Source organism: uncultured Gordonia sp. (assembly GCF_937858515.1).
Classification (GTDB): domain Bacteria; phylum Actinomycetota; class Actinomycetes; order Mycobacteriales; family Mycobacteriaceae; genus Gordonia.
Map to the genome: position 1 here is coordinate 1 of NZ_CALLZT010000119.1, position 5,301 is coordinate 5,301.

Sequence of the window (5,301 nt, forward strand, 5' to 3'; positions counted from 1 at the left end):
CCACCCCCGTCGGGGGTGTTTAGGGCGGTGCCCCGGCCTGGTCCCACGCCAAGGGGCTCGGGAAAACCTTCACCCGCCGTGTCGATTACGACATGAACGACCCGGCCGTAGCCGGGAGGATCCCGTTCGGCGTCATCGACCATGTCGGTCGTGCCGAATGCACCGAGGCCGATGGGACCGTCCGTGAAGGGTGGGGCCTGTTCGAACACGGCGCTTTGGGCCGCCACGACCCGTCGGGGTTTGCGGACTGGATATCGTTGGCGCCGTAGAGGTTTGGTTCGAGGTGGTGGCGTCAGGTGTCGAAAGGTCGCCGGACCCTTCGTGACCCTCGCTCCTTCGTCGCATCGGCCTCAGGGATCAAGAAGTTTGGTCCCGGCCAGGCAGATGTCGGCAGTTCGCACGTTGCTGCTTCGTCGCAACGGCCTCAGGGATCAAGAAGTTTGGTTGCGGCCAAGCATCTTGATCCCTGAGGAGCTGTCGCGCGAGCTTGCGAGCCGACCGCGTCTCGAAGGGTCCGGCGAGATGAGGCTCTTACAGGACGGCTCCAGAGACCTTGGCGTCGATGATCTTGTCCCAGTCGTAGCCGAGTTCGGTGAGGATCTCGTCGGTGTGTTCGCCGTGGCCGGGGGAGCGGGTCGGCTCGGGCGGGGTTTCGTCGAACTGGACGGGGGCGGCGACGGTGTGGAATTCCTCGCCCTTGTCGTCGGTGAGGGTGAGCAGGTAGCCGTTGGCCTGCACCTGCGGGTCGTTCGGTACCTCGGCAGGTGAGGCCAGGGTGCACCAGGCGCCGGTCTCGGCCTGGAAGATCTCGACCCACTCGGCGAGATCGCGTTCGGCGAACACCTCACGTAGCAGGGCGGTGGCCTCGACCTTGTTGGCGGTGAGGTTGGCCAGCGGGGTGAACCGGGCGTCGTCGGACAGTTCGGGACGGCCGATGCGCACGCAGAAGTCGGCCCAGTAGCGGTCGGCCTGCAGGAACATCAGCTGGAACCAGCGGCCGTCCTTGGTCTTGTAACGGTTGACCACCGGGTTGGGTGCGTCGCCGGCCTGCCACTTGGGCACGCCGTCGTTGCCGTAGTAGTCGGCGATCGCGATATCCGGTGCGACGGCCCACATGCCTTGCGCCAGCAGCGAACCGTCGACGATCGCGGCGTGACGATGCCGTTCGCGGTGGAAAAGCGCGGCGGACACACCGCCGGCGAGGGTGGCTCCGCCCTGCAGGTCGCCGAACGCGGTGGTCTGGGCGAACGGGAACTCCACACCGTCGGGGGTCAGGGCGAAGGCCACGCCGGCCCGGCCGGTGTAGGAAGTGCCGTCGAAGCCGGGCCGGTTGGCGTCCGGACCGCGCTGACCCTGGCCACTACCGCGGGCGATGATGATGTCCGGGTTGAACTTCCGCAGTTCATCGACGGTCAGATTCGCGCGCTCGAGCTGTCCGGGCAGCCAGTTGGTGAGGAACACGTCGGCCTGCGCGAGGAGCTTGCCGAAGATCTCCCGCCCGTCGGGACTCTTGATATCGATGGCCAGGCTGCGTTTGCCGTGGTTGCCGATCTCCATCACCGCGTTGGCGTTGACTCGGGAATCCTCGGGCCGCAGACCGCCGGAGACGAGGTAGCGTGCCGGGTCACCGCCCTTGGTGTCCTCGACCTTGATGACGTCGGCACCCCAGTCGGCGAGCATGGCGCCGGCGCATGGCACGTACGTCCACGAGGCCAGTTCGACGACTTTGACTCCGCTGAGCAGACCGGACATGTGTGGATTCCTTTCGCGGGCTTCCCAAACGTTTGTAGAGTACATACTGTAGCAGTTACAGTTGGCTATCCCGTCAGGGTTGTCAATATCGCTGGACGGCCCGGTTGGCGCAGGTCATCGGGTTGATCGGGGTGCACGAAAGGCCGTGTCCCACAGCGTATCCGTATACAGCCGGTTACCCGCCGGGAGAGGGAAGACAAGTGAGTGACACGGAAGTGCAGACGCCGACGAGCGTCGAACTCGGTCGCAGGGTGGCCGAGCGTGCCGAACGACGGCTGCTGATCGACGGCAAACTCATCGAGGCCGCCGGCGGTGCCACCTACCCCAACGTCAGCCCGGCCACCGGTCTGGTCCTCGGTGAGGCCGCCGCGGCCACGGCCGACGACATGCGCGCCGCCATCGCCGCCGCCCGCCGTGCCTTCGATGAGACCGACTGGTCGTCGAACAGGGAACTGCGCAAGCAATGCCTGACGCAACTACAGGCCGCCCTCGAATCGGAGAAGGAAGACCTCCGTGAGGAGATCATCGCCGAGGTCGGATCTCCCGACATGGCCACGCGCAACGCTCAATTGGACTGGCCGCTGCAAGAGGCGCTGAATTATCCGATCCGGCTGGTCGACGAATTCGAATGGGAACGCACCCTCGACGGTGGCGGGCTGTTCGGTGATCGCAATATCCGCAAGGTCGTCAAGGAGGCGATCGGGGTGGTCGCGGCCATCACGCCGTCGAACTATCCGATCGAGGTCATCCTCAACAAGATCGGCCCGGCCCTGGCCGCGGGCAATACCGTTGTGCTCAAACCGGATCCCAACGCGCCGTGGACAGGGCTGCGGCTGGGCCGGCTGATCGCCGAGCACACGGACTTTCCCGCCGGCGTCATCAATGTGGTCACCACCCCCGACAATGACGTCGCCGGAATTCTCGCCACCGACCCGCGGGTCGACCTGATCTCGTTCACCGGATCCACTGCCGTCGGAAAGCATCTCATGCGCGAGGCGGCAGAGACGATGAAGCGCGTCTTCCTCGAACTCGGTGGCAAATCCGCGCTGATCGTGCTCGACGATGCCGACCCCGGCAAGGCGGTCATGGGTGCGATGGGTACCTGTCAGCACGCCGGGCAGGGCTGCGCGATCAACACGCGGCTGCTGGTGCACAGGTCGCTGTACGACACCGTCATCGAACAGGTCAAATTCGCGTTCGGCCTTGCGCCAGTGGGTGATCCGGCCGATCCCGGTGTGCTCACCGGGCCGCTGATCACCGCCGCCGCCAAGGACAAGGTGCTGTCGATGATCGCGCAGGCGCGTGAGGCCGGTGCCGAGATCGTCTTCGGCGGTGGGGTGCCGGAGAACCTGCCCGAACACCTGGCCGACGGCCACTACGTGCAGCCGACCGTGATCACCCGGGTGGGCGCCGACACGCCGATCGCGCAGGAGGAGGTGTTCGGTCCGGTGCTGGTGATCATCCCGTTCGATACCGACGACGAGGCCGTCGCCATCGCCAACAGCACGCCATATGGGCTGGCCGGGGCGGTGCTGTCCGGCGACCTGGATCGCGGTCTGGCGGTTGCGAACAGAATCCGGACCGGTGCCATCGGTGTCAATGGCGGCATGTTCTATTCGGCCGACGCCCCGTTCGGCGGTTTCGGCTCCAGTGGTGTCGGACGTCAGTGTGGCACAGAAGGGTTCAACCAATATCTGGAGACCAGGACGATCGCCCACCGGGCGCCACGGTCCTGATCGGTAACAGCGCTTCATCTGAAAAAGGAACCGTATTCATGGGAAAGCTCGACAACAAGGTCGCCGTCATCAGCGGTGGTGCCCGCGGTCAGGGCCGCTCGCATGCGGTCGCCCTCGCCAAGGAGGGGGCGAGCGTCATCCTGCTCGACATCTGTCAGGACATCGAGGGCAACAACTATCCGCTGGCCCGCCGCGAAGACCTCGACGAGACGGTGAATCTTGTCGAGAAGGAGGGCGTGAAGGCGTACGCCATCGAATGCGATGTGCGTGAACGGTCCCAGACCTGGGATGCGGTCGCCGAAGGCGTGCGCGAACTCGGCCGTCTCGACATCGTCGTCGCCAACGCCGGTATCTGCCCGATGGGCAAACGCGCACCGTTGCAGTCGTGGTCGGACACCATCGATGTCGATCTCGCGGGTGTGTTCAACCTGGTGCAGGGCAGCCTGCAGCATCTGGAATCGGGGGCGTCGATCATCGCGACCGGTTCGCTGGCAGCGCAGCTCGGCGCGACCGGCAATCAGGGTGCGGGCGGTTCGGCGTACAGCCTGGCCAAGCAGGTCGTCGCCCGGTACGTCAACGACCTCTCACCGATCCTGGGCCGCAAGGGAATCCGCATCAACGCGGTGCACCCCACCAACTGCAACACCGACATGCTGCACAACGAGGGCATGTACGGTGTCTTCCGCCCCGACCTCGAACACCCGACTCTCGACGACGTCAAACCGGTGTTCCCGATGATGCATTCGCTCAAGGTGCCCTACATCGAGCCGCAGGATGTGTCGAATGCGGTGGTGTTCCTGGCCAGTGAGGATTCCCGATATATCACCGGCATGCAGCTGCGTATCGATGCAGGCGGTTACGCCAAGACCATTCCCTGGAAGGGCTGACCGACTGTGGCTGAAGTGATCGGATTCGTCGGCGCCGGGCAGATGGGTGAGCCGATGGTGCAGCGCCTGCTCGCCGCCGGCCACGAGGTGGTGCTCTATGCCCGACGCTCCGAGGTCCGGGAGAAGCTGGGCGCCGCGGGCGCGACGATCGTCGACTCGGTGGCGCAGGCCGCATCGCGTGCCGACGTACTGATCCTGTGCCTGTTCTCTGACACCCAGCTGTCCGAGATCGCTCAGGGCCCTGACGGTTTCATGGAGAACGCCAAGCAGGGCAGCGTCGTCATCTCGCACACCACCGGCAATGTCAGCACATTACAGGGACTGGTCGAGAAGTATCCGGACGGACCGACGATTCTCGACGGCCCGATCAGCGGTACCGCCAAGGACATCGCCAAAGGTGTGCTGACGGTGCTGCTCGGCGGTCCGGAGGCGGCGGTCAAGCAGGCCGAGTCGGTGGTGCTGGCCTATTCCAAGGAGGTCATCCGCACCGGCGACCTCGGTACCGCGCTCAATCTGAAGCTGGTCAACAACATCCTGTTCGCGGCCAACGCCCAACTCGCCGCCGCGGCAGTGGAACTCGGTGCCAAACTGGGTATCGAGTCGGCGGATCTGCTCAATGCGATCGGGCATTGCAGCGGCCGCAGCTACGCGGTCGGCGCGTTCAAGGGGCTCGGCGACGTCGAGACGTTCAGCAAGATCGCCGGTCCGTTCCTGCGTAAGGATGTCAAGGCCGCGGCGCTGGCCGCCGCCGATTCGGGTGTGGACGTCGGGTGGCTCAAGACGGTGGTCGATGACGGACCGATCGAGTTGTCGTGACGGTGACGCAACTGCGCGCCGCCGGGTCCGGGGATGATCATGCCCCGGATCCGGCCGGGGCGAGCGTAGCGACGGGGGATGTCGGGGCGAGCGTAGCGACGGGGGATGTC

The 5,301-nt window shown here is 65.5% G+C and carries 4 protein-coding genes and 1 pseudogene; 4 read left to right on the top strand and 1 reads right to left on the bottom strand.

What is annotated here, in order from left to right:
• A pseudogene (locus tag Q0627_RS10745) lies at positions 1 to 269 on the top strand (hypothetical protein); the annotation flags it as partial.
• A 262-nt stretch (positions 270 to 531) separates the two neighbouring features.
• On the opposite strand, the gene Q0627_RS10750 reads toward Q0627_RS10745, so the two are convergent.
• Positions 532 to 1,752 carry a CoA transferase gene (locus Q0627_RS10750; protein WP_291016653.1) on the bottom strand — a complete coding sequence of 407 codons (1,221 nt, stop codon included), beginning with the start codon at positions 1,750 to 1,752 and terminating at the stop codon, positions 532 to 534.
• A gap of 200 nt (positions 1,753 to 1,952) precedes the next feature.
• Here Q0627_RS10750 and Q0627_RS10755 point away from each other — a divergent pair, with 200 nt between their 5' ends.
• The 3 genes from Q0627_RS10755 to Q0627_RS10765 are packed head-to-tail and all read left to right on the top strand — an operon-like array spanning position 1,953 to position 5,191.
• A complete protein-coding gene (locus tag Q0627_RS10755; RefSeq protein ID WP_291016652.1) occupies positions 1,953 to 3,488 on the top strand; it encodes an aldehyde dehydrogenase family protein in 1,536 nt (511 codons plus the stop codon).
• A gap of 38 nt (positions 3,489 to 3,526) precedes the next feature.
• Positions 3,527 to 4,375: a mycofactocin-coupled SDR family oxidoreductase gene (locus Q0627_RS10760; RefSeq protein WP_291016649.1), complete on the top strand. Its 849-nt coding sequence runs from the start codon at positions 3,527 to 3,529 to the stop codon at positions 4,373 to 4,375.
• A gap of 6 nt (positions 4,376 to 4,381) precedes the next feature.
• Positions 4,382 to 5,191, top strand: a complete 810-nt coding sequence (locus Q0627_RS10765; protein WP_291016647.1) for an NAD(P)-dependent oxidoreductase — start codon at positions 4,382 to 4,384, stop codon at positions 5,189 to 5,191.
• Positions 5,192 to 5,301: the final 110 nt, after the last annotated feature.